The sequence below is a fragment of the Pseudactinotalea sp. HY158 genome (assembly GCF_009660225.1).
GTDB lineage: Bacteria > Actinomycetota > Actinomycetes > Actinomycetales > Beutenbergiaceae > HY158.
Map to the genome: position 1 here is coordinate 481,323 of NZ_CP045920.1, position 24,442 is coordinate 505,764.

Below are 24,442 nucleotides of genomic sequence, written 5' to 3' on the forward strand. Positions count from 1 at the left end.
ATACCCTACGCCGGAGCTGACACGGCGTCAGCAACCGGGGGCGTCGGCGTCAGGCGGGTCGCCCCCCGCGCTCGCGGGCGAGGACGGCCAGCGCACGCGCCAACTCCTCGGGGCCCGCCACCCGATACGGGGCCACCGACTCCGCCGCACCGACCTTGATCCCCACGTCGCCGTCGCCGAGGGTCGCCAGGGCGGTCTCGTCGGTCACGTCGTCACCGGCGTAGAGCACCGGGAGCGGGTCCCCGTCGCCGGCGAGTTCGGCGCGGAGCGCGACCAGCGCCCCGCCCTTGGTCGAGGGCACGACGGCGAGCTCGACCACCTGGTTCCCGCGGATCGGATGAACCCCGGGCAGCCCGGCCGGGCCGGCGAGGGCCGCAGCGGTCGCCGCGGCCGCCGGTCCGGGGGCGAGCGGGCGGGTGTGCAGCACCGCGGCGGCGGGCTTGTGCTCGACCCACGCGCCGGGATGGCCGGCGGCGATCTCCTCGGCCGCCGCACTCACCCGCTCGAGCAGCTCCCGCTGGGCGTCGGTCAGGGTGAAGGGCTCGTGCGCGACGCCGCCGCCCTCGAGCCGGGCGCGTTCGGCGCCATGGCTGCCGATGAGCCGCGTGCCCGCCGGGGGATCCGCGAGCGTGACCAGGTCTGCGGCGGGACGCCCCGAGACCAGGGCGAGGTGGACGTCGTCCATACGCCCGAACTCGGCGAGCGCGGCCGCCGCGCGCTCCGTGGGCCGCGCGCGGGCGGGGTCCTCGACGAGCGGTGCGAGGCAGCCGTCGAAGTCGAGGGCGACGAGCACCCGCGGGCGCCGGGCGAAGTCCGCGAGGGCCCGGAGCAGGCCCGGGGCGAGGGGCCCGTCAGTCATCGCGCGCCTCCACGTCCGTGCGGCTCCCCGGCAGCGGGGCCTGGTTGAGGCCGCCCTGATGGGCGAGGGCGGTGAGGAAGGAACGGGCCCAGTGGGCGACGTCGTTGGTCAGCACCCGCCGCCGCAGGGCGCGCATGCGGCGGCGGCGCTGCTCGCGTGGCATGCGCATGGCCGACAGGATCGTGGTCTTCATCCCCTCGATGTCGTGCGGATTCACCTGCAGCGCGGAGGTGAGTTCGTCCGCGGCGCCGGCGAACTCCGAGAGCACGAGCACGCCGTCGAGGTCGCTGCGCGCCGCCACGTACTCCTTCGCCACGAGGTTCATGCCGTCGCGCAGGGCGGTCACGAGCACGACGTCGGCCGCCCGGAACATCGCCGCCATCTCCTCGGCGGGATAGGAGTGGTGGAGGTAGTGGATGACGGGTCGGCCGATCTCCGCGTGATCGCCGTTGATGCGGCCGACCATCTCCTCGACCTCGCTGCGCAGCTGCACGTATTCGGCCACCTGTTCCCGGCTCGGGCTCGCGACCTGGACGAGCACGGCCTCGCCGTTGCCGATGGCGCCCTCGGCGAGCATCTCCCCGAACGCCTTGATCCGGTGCCGGATGCCCTTGGTGTAGTCGAGCCGGTCCACGCCGAGCAGGAGCACCTGCGGATCACCCAGGTCGCGGCGGATCTGCCGCGCCCGCTCGATGGTCTCGGGCCGGTTCGCCAGCTGATTGAAGGCCTTCGAATCGAGCGAGATCGGGAACGCGCCGGCGCGGATCGTGCGGCCCGGGTTCGCGAACGGGGTGGTGATCGAGACGTTCTGCCCGCGCACGGGATGAGCGGTGAAGCGGCGCACCGATCGCAGGAAGTTCGCGGCGTCCCCCGAGCGCTGGAAGCCGATGAGGTCCGAGCCGAGCAACCCCTCGAGCACCTGGTGGCGCCAGGGCAGCTGCCCGAACAACTCCATCGGCGGGAACGGGATGTGCAGGAAGAACCCGATGTGCAGGTCGGGTCGGGCCGAGCGCAGCAGCGCCGGCACGAGCTGCAGCTGGTAGTCCTGCACCCACACCGTGGCCCCCGGGGCCGCGACCGCCGCGGCCGCCGCCGCGAACCGCTCGTTCACGGTCCGGTACACCGACCACCACTCGCGGTGGTACTCCGGATCGACGATGACGTCGTGATAGAGCGGCCACAGCGTCGCGTTCGAGAAGCCCTCGTAGAACTCCTCGATCTCGGCGGCGCTGAGCGGCACGGGGGTCATCGCGATGCCGTCGTCGGTGAACGGATCGAGCTCCAGATCCGCCGACCCGGACCAGCCCACCCACGCGCCGCCGCCCGACCGCATCATCGGGGCGAGCGCCGTGACCAGCCCCCCGGGGGCCCGGATCCACGAGATCGTGCCGTCCTCGTCGACCGAGACGTCCACCGGGAGGCGGTTGGCGACCACCACGAACTCCTGAGCCGGACCCTCCTGTGAATCATGCATCCCTCCACACTAGGCCAGCCCCCCGACGGCGCCAGGGGGCCGCGGTCCGCGAGCCGAATGGTCTCGGAGCAGGCGGTGTCGTAGTTTCCATGCATGAGCAGTGACGAGGACCCGGGCGAGCCGTTGGGGCAGATCGGCGGCTACGAACTCCGACGGGTCCTGGGAACGGGCGGCATGGGAACCGTCTACGAGGCCGCGGACGGTGCCGGGCTGACCGTCGCCCTCAAGGCTCTCCACCCCGCCTTCGCCGCCGACCCGGAGAGCCGGGAGCGACTGCGCCGGGAGGTGGCCACGCTCCACCAGGTGCGCGGGGCGCAGGTGGCCCAGGTGATCGACGCCGAGGTCGACTCCACGGAGGCGTTCATCGTCACCGAACTCATCCACGGCCAGCCGCTCGACCAGTCCGTGCACACCCACGGCCCGCTCGAGATCCGCGAGCTCGCCGATCTGGCCGCCGGGCTGGCCACGGCGCTCCAGCAGATCCACGGCGTGCACGTGGTCCATCGCGATCTCAAGCCGAGCAACGTCATGCTCACCGAGGCCGGGCCCGTGCTCATCGACTTCGGCATCTCCCAGCTCGTGGACGACGCCCGGATCACCCGCACCGGTCTGGTCACCGGCACCCCCGGTTACGTCGATCCCGTCGTGCTCGGCGGGGCCGCGCCCGACCAGCTGGGCGACTGGTGGGGGTGGGCCGCCCTCCTCGTGTTCGCGGCGACCGGGCGGGAACCGTTCGGCACCGGCCCCGCGACCCTCGCCCGCGCGACCGAGGGCCGCGTCGACGCCGAGGGACTGCCGCGACCCGTCGCCGAGGTGCTCACCGTGGCGCTCAACCCCGATCCGCGGTACCGGCTGCCGCCGGCGGACGTGGTCGAGCTGCTCGGCGAGATCGCCCGCGGCCGGCACGTGAGCGTGCCCCCGGCCGCCGTCGCCGGTGCCCGCGACGGGCATGGCTCGCAGCCCCCGTACGGCTCGATGGGAACCGCCGGCCCCGTGGGAACCGCCGGCCCTGCCGGAACCGCCGGGCCCGCCGGTGCGCCGCCGCCGAGCTACCCGCCGGGCGGTCCGCCGCCGGCGCAGCGGGTCGCCCGCGATTCCCTCGTGGAGTCCTGGCCCCGGTTCCACTCCACCGTGGCCGAACCCGTGCGGGCCTATCCGGGACCGGAGCCGTACTACGCGCCGGACCTCGCGGAGCGGGGACTGCGCCCGGCACCCTCCCGGCCCGTGATGACGACGCTCGCCTGGCTCGTGCTCGTGGCGTTCGCCGTCCGCGCGGCCGGCAGCGCGACGATCGCGTTCGTGGCCGTGCTCGCGGGCGCGGGCGCGTGGGGCTGGGGGGAGCGGCGGCTGCGGGACCGGCGGATGCGGTTCGGTCGGCGCCGCCGGGACGGCGCGCTCGTGTGGCTCGCCGCCCCGGTGCATCTGGTCAGCGGCGTGGTGACGGCGCTGCCCGGCCTCATCGCGGGGGCGGTGGTGGCGCTCGGGGCGTGGCTCGTGCTCGGGCGGTTCATCGCCGCCGGCCTCGCGGCCGGGCTCGCCGTGGCACTGCTGGCGTTCATGGCCTGGTTCGTTCCCAGCTCGGGGGCCGCCCGGGCGGGGGTGCGGCGGGTGTGGGCCGTGATGATGCCGAATCGCGGCGCGGCGGCGGGGGCCACGGTGGTGGCCGTCGTCCTGCTCGGGGTGGTCGGGCTCTGGGCGCTGGGGCAGGTGGATTCCGCCTCGTGGGACCCGTTCCCGATGCCCACACCGTGAGTGCGTATCCTAGGCACTGCCGACCGCCCTCGACCTTCCGAAAGAGTTCCATGTCAGCGAACACCAAGCGCCGTGAAGACGCTCGCAAGCAAGCCGAGAAGATCGCCGCCAAGCAGGCCTCCTCCGACAACCGCACCCGCAACATCCTCATCCTCATCATCGCCGCCGTGATCGCGCTGCTCGTGGTCGCGGGCATCGTGCTCTACAAGCAGTCGCAGAGGACCCCGCTGAGCGACTTCGAGGGGACCGCGCCGGCGGCCGCGGACACGCACGGCGGGATCGCCTTCAGCGACCAGGGCGTCGGGGTCGTCGGCTCGGGCCCGGTGGTGCAGGTGTACGTCGACTTCTTGTGCCCGATCTGCGGCGACTTCGAGGAGGTGAACGGCGCCGACCTCGTCGAGCTGGTCGAGGCGGGGACCGCCACGGTCGTCTACCACCCCGTCAACTTCCTCGACCGCTACTCCCAGGGCACGGCCTACTCCACGCGCGCGGCGAACGCGTTCGTCACGGTCGCCGAGGACGCCCCCGACCAGGCGCTCGACTTCATGACCGCCCTGTTCGAGCAGCAGCCGGCGGAGAACACCACGGGGCTGACCGACGAGGAGATCGCCGGCATCGCGGTCGACGCCGGCGTTCCCCAGGAGGTCGCGGACACGTTCGGCGACCTCACCTACGGCGACTGGGTCGACGCCGCCTCCCAGCAGGCCACGCGCGACGGGGTGACCGGGACGCCGAGCGTCGTCATCAACGGCACCCCGCTCGACACCAAGAAGTACAACTGGACCCAGCCGGGCGTGCTGCGCGACCACATCGAGGAACTCGCGGGCTGATCGATCCCGACGGCCGGTGGCCGGCGGCACCGGGGAGGACACCCCGGCCGCCGGCCACATGCCGTTTTCGCCATCACGACCCGCTCTGGCAGAATCGACCTGCCCGCGGGGCGCGCCACCTTAGCTCAGTTGGTAGAGCAGCTGTCTTGTAAACAGCAGGTCGTCGGTTCGAGCCCGACAGGTGGCTCCATGGAGGGGCTCAGCAGTTCGTTGCCGTGCGCACAGTGGTTGCCGCGTTCGACTGCCCGGCCGGGCTTGTCGACGTCCACCGGAGGACGTACGATGACTGATTGCACGCGACAATCGTGAACGCAGGTGCTCACATCGTCGTGCATGAACGCACATCAGCAGCAGGGACGCTCTGAAAGGTATGGGATGACAGCAATCGCCATGGGCCCTCGTCGACGAGGCAGGGCCATAGGACTGCTCGGGCTGCTCGTCGCAGCAGCGGCCTCGCTCGGGCTGCTGGGCCTCGCGCCCGTGGCCGCGGAGGCGGCCACGTCCGACGACGGCAGCATCTCGGCGGAGATCGAGTTCGTCGATCCCGCGGAGGACGGGGAATACGCCGTCGGCGACGTGCTCGCCTTCACCTACGTCGTCGTCAACCTCCTCGACGAGGACCGCAGCCTGAGCCTCGTCGAGAGCAACCTCGACGGGGACGAGGGCTGCAAGTGGTTCAAGGCGGCCCCGGGTGCCGAGCAGCGCTGCGTCGGCCGGGCCACGCACACGGTGACGGCGGCCGACCTCGCGGCGGGCGCGTTCACCCCGACCGCCACCTGGGGCATCCACTCGGGCATCGACTACGTCGGGATCGCCTCCGAGGTCGAGGTCGTCGGCGAGCCGGTCGACCTCATCGGACCGGGCATCAGGGCCGAGGTCGTCGCGACCAACGCCCAGGCCGACCACGACTACGAGGTGGGCGACGTGCTCGAGTTCGCCTACGTCGTCACCAATCTTCTCGACGAGGCGCGCTCCACCCAACTCCTCGAGAGCAACCTCGACGGCGACGCCGGCTGCAAGTGGTCGAGCCACCCCGCCGGCACGACCTACGAGTGCGGCACCCCGCGGCACACCGTGACGGCCGCCGACCTCGAGGCCGGCTCCTTCGTGCCCACCGCCACGTGGGCGATCCACACGGGCACCGGCTACCCGGGGGCGCAGGAGAGCATCGAGATCGTCGGGGATCCGGTCGGCCTCGTCGACCACACCGAGGCCGGCAACGGGGGCCTCGACTTCGACGCCTCGTGGGAGGGCGAGCCCCTCTACACCAGCACGCAGCTCGCCACGAACGGCGTCGGCGGCTTCCCGAACTACCGGATCGTGGCGCTCGCGGTGACCAACAGCGGCGACCTGCTCGCCTCCTACGACGGGCGCCCGACCGGTGCCGATTCGCCCGGGCCGAACTCGATCCTGCAGCGGCGCAGCACCGACGGCGGCCAGACCTGGGAGGAGCAGACCGTCATCCACGCCGGGAAGGTGAGCCGGCCCATCCACGGCTTCTCCGACCCGAGCTATATCGTGGACCGGATCACCGGCGAGGTCTTCAACTTCCACGTGTACTCGCAGGACCAAGGCTTCTTCGGTTCGCACGCCGGAACCGATCCGAGCGACCGGAACGTCGCCCACGTCGAGGTGTCGCGCTCGACCGACGGCGGCCGCACCTGGACCCACGAGATCATCACCGACCAGATCACCCCGGACCCGTCGTGGACCAGCCGGTTCGCGACCTCCGGGCAGGGAATCCAGCTCAAGTACGGCGAGCACGCCGGCCGGCTCATCCAGCAGTTCCCGGTCATGGTCGCGGGGGTGATCAAGGCCGTGAGCGTCTACTCCGACGACCACGGCGACACGTGGCAGGCGGGGACGCCGGTCGGGGTGTCGATGGACGAGAACAAGACCGTCGAACTCTCCGACGGCCGCGTCATGCTCAACTCCCGTGACAGCGCCCGGAGCGGCTACCGCAAGGTCGCCTACTCCACCGACGGCGGCGTGACCTACGGCGAGGTCACCCTCGACCGGGAGCTCCCGGACCCGACGAACAACGCGTCGATCATCCGGGCCTTCCCGAACGCGGCCGAGGGGAGCGACGAGGCGAGGATCCTGCTGTTCTCCAACTCCGCCAGCACCACGAGCCGGACCAACGGAACGATTCGGATGTCCTGCGACGACGGGCAGACCTGGCCGATCTCGAAGACGTTCGAGCCGGGCGGGATGGCCTACTCCACGCTCGCGACCCAGCCCGACGGCAGCATCGGTCTCCTGTACGAGCCCGGTGGCGGTGGCGGCGGCATCGCCTACGCCAACTTCAACCTCGCCTGGCTCGGCGGGATCTGCGCCGGCGTCACGGCCGATGAGGCGAGTGTCGACCCGGGATCGAGCGTCGACGTGCAGCTCACGGTCACGAACCAGACCTCGGCCGCGCTCACCGGGGCGGCCATCGCGCTCGACCTGCCGGCCGGGTGGACCGCGTCCGAGGCCGTCGTGCCGGAGATCGCCCCCGGTGGCTCTGTGCGGGTGCCGGTGACCATCGCCGTGCCGGGGGGCGAGGTGCCGCAGACGGTGCGCATCCCGCTGACGTTGACGACGCCGCGGGGCTCGTCGTCGGGGTCGCTCTCCGTGCGGGCCAACGCGCCCGCCGGGCAACCGATCACCGTGGTCGGGACCCACACGAACCCGAAGGAACTGGACACCTACGAGGTCGGTGACCGGCTCGAGTTCACCTTCGCCGTGGAGAACATCTCCGGTGGCCCGATCGCTGTCGTCCCGGACGGAACGCTCGAGGGCTTCGACCCCGACGATGGGGCGCCGAACTGCCGCTACCGCGCACTACCGACCGACGGCGGGTACGAGTGCACGACGGCCTTCCACGTGGTGACCCAGGCCGACCTCGACGCCGGTGAGTTCGCGCCGGTCACGTCCTGGGATGCCCGGGAGGGGGGCGAGAGCGGGCCGAGCATCGGCAGCATCGCGCTCGACTCCCCCGTGGTGATCCTCACCAGTGGCAGCACGGGCGACTCGGACGGGTCGGATGCCGACGCCGACGGGTCGGATGGTACCGACGCCGGCAGCGACGGGTCGGATGCCGGGAGTGACGGTTCCGTCGGTGGGTCCGACGGCTCGGACGGCTCCGATGCCGGTGCTGATGGTTCGGGCGCTGGTTCCGACGGCGGGTCGGACGGCTCCGACGCCGGCACTGACGGTTCGGGCGCTGGTTCCGACAGCGGTTCGGACGGCTCCGACGGTGCTGATGTCGGCGCGGATGGCTCGGACGCCGGTACTGACGGATCGGACGCTGGTTCCGACAGTGGGTCGGACGGCTCCGACGGTGGATCCGACGGTGCCGATGTCGATGCTGATGGTTCGGGCGCTGGTTCCGACGGCGGGTCGGACGGCTCTGATGCCGGTGCTGACGGTTCGGGCGCTGGTTCCGACGGCGGGTCGGACGGCTCCGACGGTGCTGATGTCGGCGCGGATGGCTCGGACGCCGGTGCAGATGGTTCGGGCGCCGGTGCGGACAGCCCCGACGGCTCCGACGCCGGTTCGGGTGACGAGGGAGCCGACCGGCTGCCGTCGACCGGGATCGCAGCAACCGCGGCGGGCCTGCTCGCGTTGACCCTGATCGGCCTGGGCATGGCACTCAGGGGTCGCCGACTGAACCTGGATCCACCGTGCTGGTTTGAGTCTGGGTGGCGTGGGAGCATGAGAATGCCCTCCTGGCCTGGGATAATGCGTGTTGTCAACGCACGCAGTCCCAAAAAAGAAGGGCATCTCGTAGATGCAACTATCTCATGTCTCCTCGGTACGGTTCGACGATCCGAACCTGGTCGGCGTGGCGGGTCTTGTCCCGGTGATGGCGCTGGCCGAGCGGGCCGGGCTGTCGGCGCTGGTCGGTGAGCATCTGAGTCTGTCGGGTGCGGGCAGCGCGAACCCAGGGGCGAAGGTGTTGGCGCTGGTCGCGGGTATGACCGCGGGGGCCGACTCCATCGATGACATGGACCTGTTGCGCCACGGCGGGATGGGCAAATTGTTCCAGGATGCGCGTGCGCCCTCGACGCTGGGCACGTTCCTACGCGCGTTCACCTTCGGGCATGTCCGCCAGCTCGACGCGATCGCCTCCCGCTTCCTGACCCGTCTGGCCGGGCAGGCCCCGGTGCTGGCCGGTGCCGGTCAGATCGCCTACGTCGATATCGACGACACGATCAAGGAGACCTACGGGTACGCCAAGCAGGGCGCCGGGTACGGCTACAACAAGGTCAAGGGCCTCAACGCGCTGATCGCGACCGTGGCCACCCCGGTGGCCGCGCCGGTGATCGTGGGCACGCGGCTACGCCGGGGCCCGGCCAACAGTGCACGCGGGGCGGGCAAGTTCGTCGCCGATTCCCTCGCCGCCGCCCGGACGGCCGGCGCCGGCGGGGTGGTGATCCTGCGCGCCGATTCGGCCTACTACAGCCGTGAGGTGGCCGCCGCGGCGGGCCGGGCCGGTGCCCACTTCTCGTTGACCGCGCGGATGAACCCGGCGATCACGGCCGCGATCACCAGCATCGACGCGCAGGCCTGGACCCCGATCCGGTACCCGAACGCGATCTGGGACGAAGACGAGGGCCGGTTGATCTCTGATGCCCAGGTCGCCGAGATCCCCTTCACCGCGTTCACCTCCCGTCCCAAGGCCGAGCACATCAGCGCACGGCTGATCGTGCGCCGCGTCAAACGGCTCAACCCCGCAGCCACCAGGGCCGGGCAGGACGAACTGTTCGCCACCTACCGGTACCACGCCGTCTTCACCGACTCGCCCCTGAGCATGCTCGAGGCCGAGAAGGCCCACCGCGCCCACGCCATCATCGAGGGCGTCCACGCCGATCTACGCGCCTCGGCCCTGGCCCACGCGCCCTCGGGCAAGTTCACCGCGAATGCGGCCTGGCTCGTGCTGGCCGCGATCGCGTTCAACCTCACCCGCGCCGCCGGGACCCTGGCCTCCCTCTTCCACGCCCGGGCCACCACCGCGACCATCCGAGACCACCTCATCCGCGTCCCCGCCCGGATCGCGTCCTCGGCACGACGGCTGATCATGCACCTACCCCGGAACTGGGCCCACCAAGGCCCCTGGGAAGCGCTCTATGTCGCTGCCTGCGGGCCACCCCCAGCCCCGGCGACCTGACCACCAGCCCCCACGGGCACGACCGGAACACAAGTGGAAAAGCCGGGCAGACCGGCAGCCCCGCCACGCCCACACGACCCGACCCGCCAGAACCCGGCCCTCACACCCTCACCACGACCCGGACGGTGGATCCAGGCTGAACGCCTGATCCGCCGGCCCCTCCTGATTCGACTGTGGCACCCATCGATCGATGGGTGCCACAGTCGTGTCGTCTCAGGTCCAGGTCCAGGTCCAGGTCCAGGTTCAGGTTCAGGTCCAGGTCCAGGTCCAGGTTCAGGTCCAGGTACAGATCACCGACCGCCGACCACCGACCGCCGACCGCCGAGCCCGCGTACGCGCATGCGCGGGTGTGCGCCGGAGTGTCGGAGCGTCGGAGTGTGGAAGTGCCGGGAACGAGTCGGGCACCGCTCCCTCGTGGGAAGCGGTGCCCGACCGTGGCAGCCTCAGCCGTCGGCGCGGCGCCTCGCATGCGCGAGTGCGATCCCCGCCAGGGCCGTCAGTGCGGCCAGGAGGAGGACTGTGCCCACCTGGACGCCCGTCGCGGACAACTGAGTGGGAGGAACCTGGCTCGGGGCGTCCGGTGCGGCGGCACCGGCCTCCCGGTCGCGATCCTCGCGCGCGTCGTCAGCGGCTGCGGACGCACCGCCGGAATCCGCGTCCGATTCCGTGGCCGAGGCTCCACCGGCACTCGACTCCGCCGGCGCCCCGGTGTCACCGGAGCCACCCGCGGTCGCGGCGCTCAGACCTTCGGTGTCGGTCGTCCCGTGGGCGCCGGTTCCGCCGGTTCCGCCGGTGTCGGCGGTACCGCCGGACGCCGAGCCGTCATCCGGGTCGGACGAGGCGTCCGACCCGCCAGCACCGCCGGTGTCGGCCGACCCGGCCGGGCCGGTGCCGCCGGTGCCCTCGCTGTCGTCGGCCCCACTGGTCCCGTCGGTGCCCGCGTCGGCCCCGTCGCTGTCGGAGGCGCCGCCGATTTCGGAGGTTCCTTCGGTGCCCGAGTCGGCCCCGTCAGTGCCCGAGTCGGTGCCGTCACTGCCGTCGGTGCCGTCGGTGCCGTCGGTTCCGCCGGTATCGGACGTGCCGTCGGCGTCGGCCGTGCCCTCCGAGCCGTCGTCCCCGCCGCCCTCGTCCCCGCCGCCCTCGACCACGGCCACCTGCACGCGCGGATCGGCCGTGAGGCCCGCGGAATTGGCCAGGCTCACCTCGAGCCCCGCCCACACGACCGAACCCGCCGGCGCGTCCACCCGTGCCGAGGCGCTGATCGTCACCGGCGTGCTCGGCGCCACCGCTGACGGGAGCACCACCTGATAGCTGCCGTCCGCGCCGAGAACGACCGTACCCAGGCTCGACTCGGGGGCGGCGGTCAACTCCAGTCCGGGACCGGTCACGACGGTGATCACGCCGTCGCGGACGGGGGCCGTCCCGGCCGTCACGGTCGCGGTCAGGTCGACCGGGGAGTCGCTGCGGGCGGTCGCGGCCGTCGTCGTCAGATCCGCGGTGAGCGTGGACACCGGCGCGAACCTGATCTTCCCGGTGTTCGCGTTCGCGTCCCACGTCTGCAGCGCCTGGCCGAACGTGCGGGCGAACTCGTACTGCCCGGCCGCGTTCGCGGCGCCGATGCCGGTGAGCGCCGGATCGTCACCGGGCGAGCCGAGCCAGGAGGCGGGGACGTGGCCCTGATTGCGGAGCAGCCAGTCCGTGCCGAGGTCGACGAGCAGCACCGACTCCGTGACGGCGACCGCGCGCGCGGCGGCGAGGTGGCCGTCGTCCGTCCCCGCCTGGGCGAGCACGAGGATCGGCACGGCGCCGTCCGTGCGCACCCGCTCGATGAGCGTGATGAGGTCGGCGCGGTAGTCCGCCACGTCCGAGGCCTCGGCGCCCGTGACGATCGAGACGATCCCCGCTCCGGCATCCCCGATGCGGCGGTCGTAGTCGGCGAGCAACTCGGCCACGGTGCTCGACGTCTCCGTCGTGTCCACGACGAAGCTCGAGCGGTGAGTCCGCTCCCACCGCTGCCGCTCCTCGAGGTGGCCGACCCAGTCCCGCGCACCGCCCGTGCGCGGCACGCCCGGGCCGAGATCGCCGGTGAACAGCCAGGTCGAGTCCCGGTCGACCAGGGTGCGCAGCGCGGCGGCGTCCGCCGGGGCGAACGTGGCGCCGTCGATGCCCATGGAGCTGAGCGCCCCCGTGCCGAGCACGACGTTCCAGGCGGACACCCGCCGGATCTCGCCCGTGAACGGGTCCGTCACCTCGTCGCCGGCCACGAGGCCGCCGATGACGAACCGATCGAGGTCGGCGATATCCGCCACGAACGCGCGTCCCGGCTCCACGAGCACGGGGATCGCGTCCACGAAGATCGTCAGGTGGCCGTCCTGGCTGCCGACCGAGATGAGGTGCCGGTTCCCGTCGTTGTACCGCGATTCCGTGCGCACGTCGGCGAGCACCTCGCCGCCGCTCACGACCCGGTAGGTGACGCGGCCGTCGTCCATACCCACGGCGAGGGAGTCGCCCGGGTGCGCGGAGCTGCCGAGGCTGAGCAGCGTGCCCGTGCCGGTCGACGTGGTCGAGGCGTACAGCTGGATGGAGCCCTCGCGCCGGCCCTCGATCCAGGAGATGTGCAAGCTCTGATCCACCGGGGTGGTGCCGTCGAGGACCGGATCGGCGAACGTCCAGCCGTAGGTCTGCGTGCGGCCCTGTGCCGGGCGCCGAGTGCGTTCGGCCGGCTCGGTCGTGACCGCCTGCCGCAGCGTGACCGGCTGCGCGGCCGCCACCGTGTTCGTCGCCGTGGCGAGCGCGGTCGAGACCAGCTCGTGCTCGGCTGCGGGCGCCGTCGCCGTGAGCTCGACCGTGAGCGCGGATCCCGCCGCGATCGCGCTGTTCGAACGGACGACGTAGGTCCCGTCTCCCCGCTGCGTCACCTCGGCGCCGGGGCTCGTCTCGAGCGCCCCGGTGACCGTGAGCGCCGGATCGGGTGTCAGTTCCAACTCGACACCGCGGGCGGGGTAGTCGCCGGGCCGCACGGTGGCCGTCATCGTGACCGTGCCGCCCGGTGCGATCCCGACCTGGGAGCTGGTCAGTTCGGTCGCGAGCGAGGTCGCGGGCACGGGCGGGGCGGAGGTCGGGGGCACCGACAGCGAGGCGAAGGCGCTCGCCGGGTCGAGCAGCCCGACGGAGCGGAGGAAGTGCCGGGCGAACTCGTAGTGTCCCTGCCCGCCCGGGTGGATCGAGTCGCCCCACCAGCCGGCCGGCACAGTGCCGTCGTTGCGGCGGAGCCAGTCGGTGTACATGTCCACGACGAAGACGCGCTGCTCGGCGGCCACCTGGCGGACGGCGGCGACGTACTGCGAGTAGGCCGCGCGGTTGCCGCCGTCGCCGCCGCGGATCGGTTCGGAGGTGGCGAAGATCGGGATCGCGCCGCCGGTGCGGATCGTGGTCGCGACCTCGGTCAGCTGCTCCCGGAACGTCGGGATACCGCTCGCGCCGCCGAGGTGGACGACGTCGTTCATGCCGATCATGATCGTGACGGCGGCCGGGTCCCATCGGCTCACCCGGTTCGTCCAGTCCTCGAGGATGTCGCGGGCGGTGTTGCCGGAGACGGCGGTGTTGACCACGCGGTGCTCGGCGCCCGGGAACTCCGCGCGGAGGTAGGAGTCGACGTGTTCGGACCAGGACCTCCAGCCGAAGGTCCACAGCGCGCCGTGGGTGATCGAGTCGCCGGTGAACACGAGCGTGTCGTCCGCATCGGGATCCGCGAGCAGGTTGCGGACGGCCCCGACGTCGGGCAGGACGGCCTCGGCGGGAATGCCCTTGGCCCCCGCCTGGGCGGCCAGGTCGGCCGAGCCGAGCGGCTGGTCGTAGGCGGTGACCCGCCAGATCGTGCCCGTGAACAGGTCGGTGCCGACCGGGTCGGAGGCGCTGAGCCGCCCGCCGAAGGTGAAGGAGTTCGCGCCCGGCACGGCGGCGGCGAAGGCGGTGCCGGCGGCGGAGAGGACGGGGGAGGCGTCGACGTCGATCGTCACCCTGCTCCCCGCGACGGCCACCTGCACGAGATGTGGTGAACCGTCGTTGAACGCCCCGGGGGAGACCACGTCGGTGAGCACGGCTCCGGCCCGCACCACCCGGTAGGTGAGCCGGCCGGCGTCGTCGAGCCCGAGTGTGAGGTGGGAGTCGTCGCGGGTGGTGTCGCTCAGGGCCAGGAGCGTGCTCGCGTCCGTGGCGGTCGTGGCGAAGGCGACCTGGAACGAACCGGACTCGAGGGAGTCGACCAGCCCGACGTTCACGCTGCGGTCGAGGACGGCGGTGCCGTCGAAGACCCGGTCCTCGGCGTTCAGGCCCCAGCCGAACGTCATGGACGGCGTGGGGGCCGGCGCGGCGGCCTGCGCCTGCGGGGGCGCGGCGGGTGGCGCGGTGGGGCCGGTCGCGCCGGCGGTGACGGCGGTGACTCCCATCAGGAGTCCGACGGCCGAGGCCAGGGCGATAAGGGATCGGGGGGCTGTCATGCGCCACTCCTCTATACGACATCGTATGTGGGACGTCCTGACTCTATCGCACACTCGTGCTCACCGGAGCCGACGCCTTATGAGCGTTCGGGTGTGCCGGGCCGGTCGACCTGGGCCGGCGGCCCCGGGGTCAGTCGCTCATCCGGGTGAGCACGAAGACCGGGATGAGCCGGTCGGTCTTCTCCTGGTAGGACGCGTAGGGCGGGAAGGCGTCGACGGCGCGGGCCCACCAGCGGGCGCGCTCGGGGTCGGAGACCTCCCGGGCGATGTAGTCGTGCCGGTCGGCGCCGTCCTGCAGTTCGACCTGCGGATGCGCGACGAGGTTGTGGTACCAGGCCGGGTGGTTCGGCGCGCCGCCCTTGGAGGCGATCACCGCATACTCGCCCTCGTGTTCGACGCGCATGACCGGCGTCTTGCGCAACCGGCCCGATCGGGCGCCGATCGACGTGACGAGCACGACCGGGCGCCCGTGCAGGGTCGTGCCCTTCGTCCCGCCGGAGCCCTCGTAGAGCTCCGCCTGCTCACGCGCCCAGGCCGCGGCCGGATCCGAACTCGGTTCGTAGGTTCCCTCGAGTGGCATGAGTCCAACCTAGCCCCGGCGCCCGGCGCGGGCCCTGTGGGCCCCGTGGGCCCCGTGGGCCCTGTCGGCCCGGTGGGGTCTGCGCCGGCCCGAGCTACCCCGCCGGTTCCAGCTGCACGGGCACGCGGCCCGCGGACCCGGCCCCGAACATGAGGATCGGGCCCTCGGGCGTGCACTCGAACGGTGCGGACGCAATGGGCACGGAGTCGAGCAGGTCGCCCGCCGCGGCGCCGCCGTCGATCGACTGACCGCCGACCTCGATCGTCAGCTCGAGGTTGTTCTCATCGCCGCTCGTGCTGATCACGCCGTCCTCGGCCGTGTAGCTGCCGCTCACCGAGCCGGTCGTGATGCCGCTCGCGCGCTGGCCCGCGATGTCCATCGTCAGGGTGAAGTCGGGGGTGTAGGTGTACCGGTCGGCCGTGAACGTCAACCCGGTGCCGCCCTCGATCGCGAAGCCGGCCGGAACCTCGAGCGAGTCGTAATACCCCTGGAGGGTGTCCTGCGAGACCTGCCACTCGCCGATGAGGCACTCGGCCCCGGCCGGGGCGAGCGTGGTCGGGTCGGTGGTCGGCTCGACCGGTTCGGTCACCGGCTCCGTCGTGGCGGACGGCTCGTCGACACCGCCCGTCGTCGCGGCCCCGGCGTCGGGCCCGCTCGGCCCGCTCGGCCCACTCGGCCCGCTCGGCGCGGTGCATGCGCCGAGGGCGAGCAGCAGCATTCCCATGCCGGCCGCCACGGAGCCACGCACCACGCGCCGGGAAGGGGACCGCCTCGTCGAGATCATGAGCACACCGTAGTGCATCGGCACCCGCGCGCTGCTGACAATTCTTCACCGAACCGTCGCCACGGCGGGGCTCGGGGGGCTAGGGTGCTCGCACTGGGCGGATCACTGTCGATAGCTAGGACAAGCACATGAGACTCGGCACCATGACGGCCGGTCGCGCATCGTGGCGCGGACCGGCGGCGGCCCTCGGGGTCGCAGCACTGGCCCTCGCGGGCGTGGCCACCGCGGTTCCCGCGGCGGCGGACATCGACGGGGACACCCTCACGGTCGACCTCGTCGGCGTCAACGACTTCCACGGGCGGATCGACGAGGGCCTCAAGGTCTCCACCGATGCCGACGGCACCGTGACGATCGCGGACGAGAACACGGGGGCGGCCGCCAGGCTCGCCGCGGCCGTCGAGGACGTCCGGGCCGACAACGCCGACACGGTCTTCGTCGGCGCCGGCGACCTCTTCGGAGCCTCGACGTTCACCTCGATGATCGGCGACGACATCCCCACGACCGACGTCTTCAACGCCATGGGGCTCGACGTCTCCTCGGTCGGCAACCACGAGTTCGACCAGGGGATAGCCACGCTGAAGGAGCGGATCGACGGCACGGGGGACTTCGCCGGCCACGCGCTCGACTGGCCCTACCTCGGCGCCAACGTCTACGACGAGAGCACAGGGGACCCGGCGCTGCAGGAATACGACGTGATCGAGACCGCCAACGGCGCGAGCATCGCGTTCATCGGGGTCGTCACCCAGGAGACGCCCTCGCTCGTGACCCCGGCGGGGATCGCCGGCCTGGACTTCGGCGACCCGGCCGACGCCGTCGACCGGGTGATCGAGGAGAACACCGAGGTGGCGGACGCGGACGCGATCGTCGTCCTCATCCACGACGGCGGCGCGAACGCCGCCGCGGTGACGGACACGGCCACCCACTTCGGGCGATTCGTGCAGGACATGGCCGACCGCGGCGACATCGCGGGAATCTTCTCCGGCCACACCCACGTCATGTACGAGGTCGCCGTCGACGGCATGCCGGTGATCCAGACCGGCTCCTTCGGTGCGAACCTCGGCCGGATCACGCTGTCGTTCGCCGTCACCGGCAGCGGCGACACCCGGGAGCTCAGCCTCTCCGGGGCCGCGAGCGACATGATCCCGCTCTCCTGGAAGGACGACGAGGGCGCGACCGTCTACTACCCGGTGCCCGAGGGCAACGACGTGGTCGACGCGGTCAAGGACGTCGTGCGGACCGCGGTCGAGGCGGCCGAGGAATTGGGCGGTCAGGTCATCGGCCACGTGAGCGACGACCTCAACCGCGCCGTGCAGAGCGAGGTGGATGCCGAGACCGGCGAACCGATCGAGAACCGGGGTGGGGAGTCGACGATCGGCAACCTCATCGCCGATGCCCAGATCTGGGCGATCGACGAGCAGGCGGCCACGGACGACCTGCCGGTCGTCGCGTTCATGAACCCCGGCGGCATTCGCACCGACATCAAGTACGGCACCGACGGCACGGTCACCTACAAGCAGGCCGCCACCGTGCAGCCGTTCGCGAACACGCTCAACACATTCGATCTCACCGGCGCCCAGATCAAGCAGGTGCTCGAGGAGCAGTGGCAGCCTGAGGGCGCCAGCCGCCCGTTCCTCAAGCTCGGCCTGTCCGGCATGTGGTACTTCTACGATCCGGCCGCCCCGACGGGCGAGCACATCACCTACGTCGAGATCGGCGGCGAACAGCTCGACCCCGACGCCACCTACCGGGTCGTGGCCAACAACTTCCTCGCCTCGGGCGGCGACAACTTCACCACCCTCGGCGAGGGGGCGGACTACGCCGACTCCGGCATCGTGGATCTCGCGGCGTTCGTCGACTATTTCAAGGCCGCCGAGGCGGCGGGCGAGGTGGTCACGCCGGACTACGACCAGCGCGCGATCGGGGTGCACTGGAACACGAGCCAGGAGGACACCTACCGGGTGGGGGAGGAGATCTCCCTCGACCTGTCCTCGATGCTGTTCAGCACGAACGAGCCGAAGCCCGAGGTGCTCGGCCTGGCGCTCGTCAACCCCGACACGGAGGAGACGGTCGACCTCGGCACCACCCCGCTCGACCCGAGCATCGTCGACACCACCGACGAGGTCGGCCGGGCCCAGGTGCGCCTCACGGTGCCCGAGATCGACGGGCTCGGCGAGGATCCGCAGGCCTGGCGCCTGCAGGTGACCGACGCGGTCAACGGGTACTCGGTCTGGTTCGGCGTCGCCCTCACCGCCGCCGCGGCGAGCCCGACCCCGACGGACACCGCCTCGCCGACGCCGACGCCGACGACCTCGGCGACGCCGGCGCCGACACCCTCGGTCACCGTGCCGGGCGGTTCGATGCCCGACACGGGCGCGGATGTCGACCTCGCCGCGATCGTGGGAGTGCTGCTCCTGCTCAACGGCGCGGCCGCGGTCGCGGTGGCGCGCCGCCGCCGCAGCAGCGCCCGCGACTGAGCGTGCGAGGGTGGGGCCGGGCGCGGGTGATCAGGGTGCCCGGCCCCACCGTCCGACCCGGCCCCACCCCGTCCGGCCCGTGTCCGCGGGAGGATCTAGGCTCGTGCCCATGACGCCCGACCAGCTCGCGCTCATCCGCACCCTCGGCACGCCCGCCCCGCACCCGGACGGCGGCTGGGCCGCGGTGGCCGTCACCGGCGCGGACCTGGCGGCGGACGCCTACCGCAGCCGGCTCTGGCGGGTCGACCTCGCGACCGGCGATCTCACCCCGCTCACCCACGGCGAGCTCGACACGGCCCCGGTCTGCTCGCCGGACGGTCGCCGGCTCGCCTTCTTGCGCGCCGGTGCGGACGGCCTGCCGCAGGTCGCGGTCATGCCGACCGGCGGCGGCGAGCCGCTCGTGCTCACCGATCACGAGTGCGGGGTGAGTGGTCCGCTGCGGTTCTCCGCGGATTCGACCCGGCTCGCCTACGCGGCGCGCGTTCCCGAACCGGGCCGCTACGGAACCGACGCGGCGGTCGATGCCCACGCCGAGCCGCCCCGGCACATCACCCACCTCGACTACCGCGCCGAGGGCACCGGCTTCCACCTCGACCGGCCCGAGCGCGTGTTCACCCTCACCCTGCCCGGCCCGCTCGATCCCCAGGCCGATCCGCAGGCCGATCCAGCGCCTCTGGACGACGTCGCCCGCCCCGCGCGCGCCGGCGCACCCACCCGACCGGTCGCCGTCACGAGCGGGGCCGGTGCGTTCCGGGCGCCGATCTGGTTCGGCGAGGATCTGCTCGCGCTGCGCGAGGTGCGCGGCGCGCACCATTGCGAGCTCGTGCGCATCCGCCCGGACGGCACGGCGAGCGTGGTCGACACCGGTGCGTGGATCGTCGGCGGCCTCGTGCGCGACCTCACGCACGAGCGGCGCGTCTGGCTGCTGCTCGCCGACTACGGGCCGGACCGCACCGACTTCATCGGCAAGCGGGCCGCGCTCGCCTCCGCGGACCTCGTGGGCACGGAACTGATCGACCTTCGGGTCCACACGGACCCGCAGGCCGGCGGGCTCGTCGCGGACGGATTCTGCGCCGTCCAGGGAGGAGTCGTGATCGCCCGGGAGCGCCGGGGAAGCGTCGAGCTGCTCCGCTACGACGGCGAGCTCACGAGCATGCTCTCCGGCCCCGTCACGGTCACGTCGGCCGCGGGGATCGGGACCTCGGCGGGCGCGCTTGCGGTCGCCGCCGGGATCGGCTCGGCCGGCGACCTGTGGCACATCGGGGCCGACGGCGAGGCCCGCCAGGTGACCGACCTGTCGGCACGGCTGCGCCGGGAGGCGGGCGTGTTCACACCGGCCGAACTCGAGGTGAGCGCCGCGGACGGCTACCCGGTCCACGGTTGGGTGACCCAGCCGGCGGGCGAGGGCCCCCACCCCGTGCTCCTGCTCATCCACGGCGGGCCCCACGCCGCCTACTCGCCCACCTACTTCGACGAGGTCCAGGCCTACACGGCGGCGGGCTATGCCGTCGTGTTCTGCAACCCCCGCGGCTCCGCCTCCTACGGGCAGGCACACGGGCGCGCCACGATCGGCGGCTGGGGGCGGCTCGACGCGCAGGATGTGCTCGCCTTCCTCGACGGCGCCCTCGCCGCCCACCCCCGGCTCGACCCGGGCCGGGTCGGCGTCATGGGCGGCTCCTACGGCGGCTACCTCACGGCCTGGCTCACGACGATCGACCACCGCTGGCACGGCGCGATCGTCGAGCGCGGATTCCTCGACCCGGTCTCCTTCGAGGGATCGAGCGATATCGGCTGGTTCTTCGGGCTGCAGTACCTGGGCAGCGACCCGGAGCTCGTGGCCGCGCAGTCGCCGATGGCCGCGATCGGCCGGGTGCGCACGCCCACGCTCGTCATCCACTCCGAGCACGACTGGCGCTGCCCCCTCGAACAGGGGCAGCGCTGGTTCGTCGGGCTCAAACGGCGGGGCGTGCCCGCCGAGTTCCTTCTCTTCCCGGGCGAGGGCCACGAACTCTCCCGGTCCGGGCGGCCGGCGCACCGCCGCGCCCGGTTCGACCACATCCTCGCGTGGTGGCAGCGCCACCTGCCGGTGACCGAAGGAGCCGCACGATCATGAGCATCCGCCGAGTGAATCCCGCCCACGCCGCCGAGGCGTTCGCCGCGAGCGAGCGGCTGGGGGAGGAGGCGAAGACCGCCGCGCTCGCCGCCGGCCTCGACCTGCGCGCGATCGAACTCATCCGGCTGCGCTGCTCCCAGCTCAACGGCTGCGCCATGTGCCTCAAGGCGCACACCGCCGCGGCGCTCGCGGCCGGCGAGACCGTCGAACGCATCGGCGTGCTCACGGCGTGGCGCGAGACCCGCTACTTCTCCGACGTCGAGCGGGCGTGCCTCGAGCTGGCCGAGGCGGTCACCCTGGTCGCGCAGCGGCATCTGGACGACGACGGCTACACGGCCCTCGCGGCGGTGCTCGCCCCCGAGCAGATCAGCGCGGCCACCTGGGTCGCGATCGCGATCAACGACTCCAACCGGATCTGGATCCACGCCGACCGGCCGGTGCACCCGCCGCGGGAGCAGCCCTCCGGGTCGTGACCGGGGGCTACCGCCCGGCGCGCCCGGGAGCATCGACCGCGGCCTCGACGAGGCGCAGGTCGGGGTACTTCGCCCTCCGGGCGTCACCGGTGGAGGCCCGACGGAGCCTGCGCGTCGCCCACGGGTAGACGTCGCGCCGAAGCCAGGCTGCGTCGTCCCGCAGCTGCGCGAGCGAGGCGACGGTTTCGCCGGGCCCGCGCGGGAGCTCCCAGCCCGGATCGCCCGGCGGGAGGCCGAGCGCCACGAGGCCCGCCTGCGCGACCCGGCGGTGCCCCTCGGGGCTCAGGTGGATCCGGTCCTCGGCCCACATGCGCCGGTCCCGCAGCGAGCGCATCCCCCACAGGTCGATGACCGCGGCGCCGTGCCGGTGGGCGATCGACCACAGGTCGGCGTTGTAGATCGCGATCTTGTGTCGCAGCGCCCCGAGCAGGGCCAGCCCGCGGGTGTCCATGCCGGTGGCCAGGAGCACCCGGGTGCCCGTGGCCCGGACTCGCGCGACGGCCCCGTCGAGCAGGGCGGCCAGCCGGTCCGGGCTGCATCCCAGATGCAGCACGTCGTTGCCGCCGCCGGCGATCGAGATGAGATCGGGTCGCTGCTCGAGGGCGCGCGGGAGCTGATCGGTGAGGATCGACTCGAGGAGCCGCCCACGGATGGCCAGGTTCGCGTATTCCAGCGGCTCCTGACCGGCCTCGTGCCGGTACCCGCTCAGGGTGAAGGCGAGTCGGTCGGCCCAGCCGTACTGCACCTCCGGGTCCTCGGGCGCCGTGTCCCACAGCCCCTCGGTGAAGGAGTCCCCGATCGCGACGTAGCGCCGGGGAAGCGGGAGGGCGGGCGTGCCGGTCACCGCACCACCGTGCTCGTGCGGTAGCGGCGGCGGACGTTCGGCTCGGACGAGGGGCCGCGATGGTCCTCCGCGATCCACGGCCCGGTGCCCGCGGACGGGTCGATCACCCCGGCCTCGATCCACGTGAACTCCCCGTCGAGGACCCGGCGGGCCACGTCTTCGTCGTGGGCGTCCGTGTTGATCCACAGGGCACGGAACAGCGAGTCGATGCGCCGGCGCGACTGCCGGCAGAAGGCGTCGGCGAGCACGGCGGGGGAGTCGGCGGTGAGCGCGGGCGTTCCGTCCGCGCCGGTCCCCTCGCGGTCGGCGTGGGCCCAGACCGCGGTCATCGCGAACAGCTCGGCGCCGATGTCGACGATCCGGGCGAGGAATCCCTGCTTGTGCTCGAGGCGACCCTGCCAGCGGGCCATGCCGTAGAACGTCGAGCGGGCCAGGCGCCGGCTCGCCCGCTCGACGTAGCGCAGGTGCGACGCGGCCGGGCCGTACTCCCGGAAGGAGCCGGGCAGCGTGCCCGGGCCGGCGGCGAGCCGCGGCAGCCAGCCCGCGTAGAAGGTCGCCGCCGCGGCCAGCGCCGCGGACTTCTCGGCCCCACCGGCCTCGGGGTCGATGAGCGGGCCGGCGACCGAGAGGTGCGTGTCCACCGCCTCGCGGGCGATGAGCAGATGCATGATCTCGCTCGACCCCTCGAAGATCCGGTTGATCCGCAGATCCCGCAGCAACTGCTCGGTGGCCACGGCGCGCTCCCCGCGTGCCCGGAGCGAGGCCGCGGTCTCGTAGCCGCGCCCACCCCGGATCTGCACGAGGTCGTCGGCCACCCGCCAGGCCATCTCGCTGCACCACAGCTTCGCGAGCGCCGCCTCGATGCGGATGTCCACGCCGCCGGAGTCCGCCATGGCGCCGGCGACCTCGACGACCGCCTCCTGCGCGTACGTGGTCGCGGCCATGAACGCGAGCTTGTGCCCGATCGCGGGGTGCCGCCCGATCGGGCGGCCCCACTGGACGCGGGCGTTCGACCACTCGCGGGCGATCCCCAGGGCCCACTTGCTGCCCGCCACGCACATCGCGGGAATCGAGAGCCGGCCCGTGTTCAGGGTGGTGAGCGCGATCTTGAGGCCCTGCCCCTCCCGACCGACCACGTTCTCCGCCGGCACCCGCACCCCGTCGAAGCGGGTGACGCCGTTCTCGAGCCCCCTGAGCCCCATGAACGAGTTGCGGTGCTCGACCGTGATCCCCTCGCTGTCCGCCTCGACCACGAACGCCGTGATGCCGCCCCGGCCGCCCTCGTGCTCGGGTACCCGGGCCAGCACCACGAGCAGTTCGGCGAGCACGCCGTTCGTGGTCCACAGCTTGACCCCGTCGAGCAGGTAGTCCCCCTCGGGGGTCGGCACGGCCGCGGCCTGCAGGCGCGCCGGGTCGGAGCCGACATCCGGCTCGGTGAGGAGGAAGGCGGAGATGGCCCCGGCGGCGCAGCGCGGCAGGAACCGGTGCTTGAGCTCCTCGGAGCCGAACTGTTCGACGGGTTCGGGCACGCCGATGGACTGGTGGGCCGAGGCGAGCGCGCCGATGCTCGGGTGGGCGGAGCCGAGCAGCATGAGGGCCCGGTTGTAGTGGACCTGGCCCAGGCCGATCCCCCCGTACTCGGGCGGGATCTTCAGGCCGAAGACGCCGAGGTCGATCAGGCCGGCGAGCACGTCGTCGCCGATGCGGTCCTCCGCCTCGATGACGGACCCGTCGACGTTCTCACGCAGGTGGCGCTCCAGCCGCGCGAGATACGCATCACCCCGGACGCGGACCTCCGGGTCGAGCCGTTCACTCTCCCACACCAGCTCCGGGCGGAAGTCGCCCAGGTACAGCTGTCGCGCGAACGAATCGTGCTCCCACTCCGTCTGCCGGGACTGTTCCGCCACCCGGCGGGCATCACGCTCCGTGACCCTCGACGCATTGCTCATGATCGCCTCCACCATCGAACCGACCATTCCAGTGTGCCCCGGCTCGCACGGTCCTGCCAGGGCTCGACGGCGTCACGCTCGCGGCAGGCGCCCGATCTCCTCTCCCGCGGCGTCGAACACGGCGAGTTCGTCGCCGTCGACCACGGCCGAGGCGAGTCGGTGCAACCAGGTGTCGACCCCGGGGCAGGCCTTGAGCGTGCCGAGGACGTCGTGGAAGTCGACCTCGCCGTCGCCGGTCGCCGTGTAGCTCCCCGACAGTCCGTTGCACCCGTCGTTGCCGGACACCTCCCCGTGCGCGCCGAAGATCAGGTGCGGCGCCCGATCGCCGTCGCCACCCCAGCGGCCGGCCACGTGGACCCCCGGAGCCGGGGTGGCGCCGTCGCCCTCGGCGCCGGAGCCGCCGCCGGAGAGGGGCCCGAGCCAGAGGGCGAACACGACGCCCCCGAGGGTGAGCGCGGCGGTGGTCACGATGGCGGCGCGTCGCAGGAACAGCATGCGTCGGAGGCTAACATCCGGCCGCTCGCGCGGTCCCACCCGAGCGACCCCGCCCGCCCGATCCCACCCACCCGATCGTGCACGGCCGGACACCGCGCGCGGCGGCCGGAGCGGCCATGGGGCGAACTACCCATGGGGTGTGACCCGTTCGTCGGCCTCCC

15 protein-coding genes and 1 tRNA gene are annotated in these 24,442 nt (G+C 72.6%); 8 read left to right on the forward strand and 8 right to left on the reverse strand.

Translation table 11 applies throughout. The features are described from left to right. Window positions 1-49 precede the first annotated feature (49 nt). Together otsB and GCE65_RS02095 are read right to left on the reverse strand one after the other, a co-directional pair. Window positions 50-859: a trehalose-phosphatase gene (gene otsB / locus GCE65_RS02090; RefSeq protein ID WP_153877200.1), complete on the reverse strand. Its 810-nt coding sequence runs from the start codon at window positions 857-859 to the stop codon at window positions 50-52. Then, window positions 852-2,333: a trehalose-6-phosphate synthase gene (locus GCE65_RS02095; protein WP_153877201.1), complete on the reverse strand. Its 1,482-nt coding sequence runs from the start codon at window positions 2,331-2,333 to the stop codon at window positions 852-854. Before GCE65_RS02095 ends, otsB begins: the two co-directional genes overlap by 8 nt. 93 nt (window positions 2,334-2,426) lie before the next feature. Here GCE65_RS02095 and GCE65_RS02100 point away from each other — a divergent pair, with 93 nt between their 5' ends. The 5 genes from GCE65_RS02100 (at window position 2,427) to GCE65_RS02120 (ending at window position 10,070) form a co-directional block, all read left to right on the forward strand. Continuing rightward, the gene (locus GCE65_RS02100) at window positions 2,427-4,085 is read left to right on the forward strand and encodes a serine/threonine-protein kinase (protein WP_153877202.1); all 1,659 of its coding nucleotides are present in this window, start codon (window positions 2,427-2,429) and stop codon (window positions 4,083-4,085) included. Window positions 4,086-4,135: 50 nt separating this feature from the next. After that, the gene (locus GCE65_RS02105) at window positions 4,136-4,915 is read left to right on the forward strand and encodes a thioredoxin domain-containing protein (protein WP_153877203.1); all 780 of its coding nucleotides are present in this window, start codon (window positions 4,136-4,138) and stop codon (window positions 4,913-4,915) included. Window positions 4,916-5,029: 114 nt separating this feature from the next. Next, a tRNA-Thr gene (locus GCE65_RS02110) sits at window positions 5,030-5,105 on the forward strand. 185 nt (window positions 5,106-5,290) lie between these two features. Beyond that, complete coding sequence (locus tag GCE65_RS02115; RefSeq protein ID WP_153877204.1) at window positions 5,291-8,809, forward strand: exo-alpha-sialidase; 3,519 nt, start codon at window positions 5,291-5,293, stop codon at window positions 8,807-8,809. Then, window positions 8,691-10,070, forward strand: coding sequence for an IS1380 family transposase (locus GCE65_RS02120; protein ID WP_153877205.1), 1,380 nt, complete (start codon window positions 8,691-8,693; stop codon window positions 10,068-10,070). Before GCE65_RS02115 ends, GCE65_RS02120 begins: the two co-directional genes overlap by 119 nt. Window positions 10,071-10,513: 443 nt before the next feature. Here GCE65_RS02120 and GCE65_RS02130 read toward each other — a convergent pair whose 3' ends face one another. The 3 genes from GCE65_RS02130 to GCE65_RS02140 all read right to left on the reverse strand — a co-directional run bounded on the left by GCE65_RS02130 (window position 10,514) and on the right by GCE65_RS02140 (window position 15,933). Then, window positions 10,514-14,569: a GDSL-type esterase/lipase family protein gene (locus tag GCE65_RS02130; protein WP_153877206.1), complete on the reverse strand. Its 4,056-nt coding sequence runs from the start codon at window positions 14,567-14,569 to the stop codon at window positions 10,514-10,516. Window positions 14,570-14,699: 130 nt separating this feature from the next. Continuing rightward, window positions 14,700-15,149 carry a nitroreductase family deazaflavin-dependent oxidoreductase gene (locus tag GCE65_RS02135; protein ID WP_152817232.1) on the reverse strand — a complete coding sequence of 150 codons (450 nt, stop codon included), beginning with the start codon at window positions 15,147-15,149 and terminating at the stop codon, window positions 14,700-14,702. A gap of 94 nt (window positions 15,150-15,243) precedes the next feature. After that, window positions 15,244-15,933 (reverse strand): hypothetical protein, encoded by a 690-nt coding sequence (locus GCE65_RS02140; protein ID WP_153877207.1) that lies wholly within the window; start codon window positions 15,931-15,933, stop codon window positions 15,244-15,246. A 128-nt stretch (window positions 15,934-16,061) separates the two neighbouring features. Here GCE65_RS02140 and GCE65_RS02145 point away from each other — a divergent pair, with 128 nt between their 5' ends. The 3 genes from GCE65_RS02145 to GCE65_RS02155 all read left to right on the forward strand — a co-directional run bounded on the left by GCE65_RS02145 (window position 16,062) and on the right by GCE65_RS02155 (window position 20,993). Next, window positions 16,062-18,407: a bifunctional UDP-sugar hydrolase/5'-nucleotidase gene (locus tag GCE65_RS02145; RefSeq protein ID WP_152817234.1), complete on the forward strand. Its 2,346-nt coding sequence runs from the start codon at window positions 16,062-16,064 to the stop codon at window positions 18,405-18,407. Window positions 18,408-18,516: 109 nt separating this feature from the next. After that, window positions 18,517-20,520, forward strand: a complete 2,004-nt coding sequence (locus tag GCE65_RS02150) for a S9 family peptidase (RefSeq protein WP_152817235.1) — start codon at window positions 18,517-18,519, stop codon at window positions 20,518-20,520. Next, window positions 20,517-20,993 (forward strand): carboxymuconolactone decarboxylase family protein, encoded by a 477-nt coding sequence (locus GCE65_RS02155; RefSeq protein WP_152817236.1) that lies wholly within the window; start codon window positions 20,517-20,519, stop codon window positions 20,991-20,993. Before GCE65_RS02150 ends, GCE65_RS02155 begins: the two co-directional genes overlap by 4 nt. Window positions 20,994-21,000: 7 nt before the next feature. Here GCE65_RS02155 and GCE65_RS02160 read toward each other — a convergent pair whose 3' ends face one another. The 3 genes from GCE65_RS02160 to GCE65_RS02170 all read right to left on the reverse strand — a co-directional run bounded on the left by GCE65_RS02160 (window position 21,001) and on the right by GCE65_RS02170 (window position 24,281). Then, window positions 21,001-21,837: an SGNH/GDSL hydrolase family protein gene (locus GCE65_RS02160; RefSeq protein WP_228760069.1), complete on the reverse strand. Its 837-nt coding sequence runs from the start codon at window positions 21,835-21,837 to the stop codon at window positions 21,001-21,003. After that, window positions 21,834-23,786, reverse strand: coding sequence for an acyl-CoA dehydrogenase family protein (locus tag GCE65_RS02165; RefSeq protein ID WP_153877208.1), 1,953 nt, complete (start codon window positions 23,784-23,786; stop codon window positions 21,834-21,836). Before GCE65_RS02165 ends, GCE65_RS02160 begins: the two co-directional genes overlap by 4 nt. A 72-nt stretch (window positions 23,787-23,858) precedes the next feature. Beyond that, on the reverse strand, window positions 23,859-24,281 hold the full coding sequence (locus GCE65_RS02170) for an META domain-containing protein (protein WP_153877209.1): 423 nt from the start codon (window positions 24,279-24,281) through the stop codon (window positions 23,859-23,861). Window positions 24,282-24,442: the final 161 nt, after the last annotated feature.